The organism is Photorhabdus noenieputensis (assembly GCF_018448935.1).
Classification (GTDB): domain Bacteria; phylum Pseudomonadota; class Gammaproteobacteria; order Enterobacterales; family Enterobacteriaceae; genus Photorhabdus; species Photorhabdus noenieputensis.
In genome coordinates this window covers 1-265 of the sequence record NZ_RCWC01000214.1, presented here as the reverse complement: position 1 = coordinate 265, position 265 = coordinate 1, and the positions used below count along the sequence as shown (strand labels likewise).

Genomic DNA, 265 nt, shown 5'->3' with positions numbered 1-265 from the left:
TATCACCTCCGCCAGCTGCGAACGGCAGGCCCCCTGCGTCAGGACCAACCGCGCCCCCGTATCTGCCAGCATCCACGCCACCCGCTCTGCCGGATATTCCGGCGACAGCGGCACATACGCCCCGCCCACCTTCAATATCGCCAGAATACCCGTCACCATCTCCAGACCCCGCTCAACATACAACCCTATCAGCGTGTCCGCCACCAACTCACCGCCGGTCTCCTCTGCATACCGGCGCCTCAGCGCATGCGCCAGCCGGTTCGAC

General features: G+C 65.3%; 1 protein-coding gene. It reads right to left on the bottom strand.

The genetic code is table 11. From position 1 onward, the window contains the following. Window positions 1-204: AMP-binding protein (locus tag EAE91_RS25295; RefSeq protein WP_339919742.1), on the bottom strand; the 204-nt coding region annotated here is incomplete at its 3' end. Window positions 205-265 lie beyond the last annotated feature (61 nt).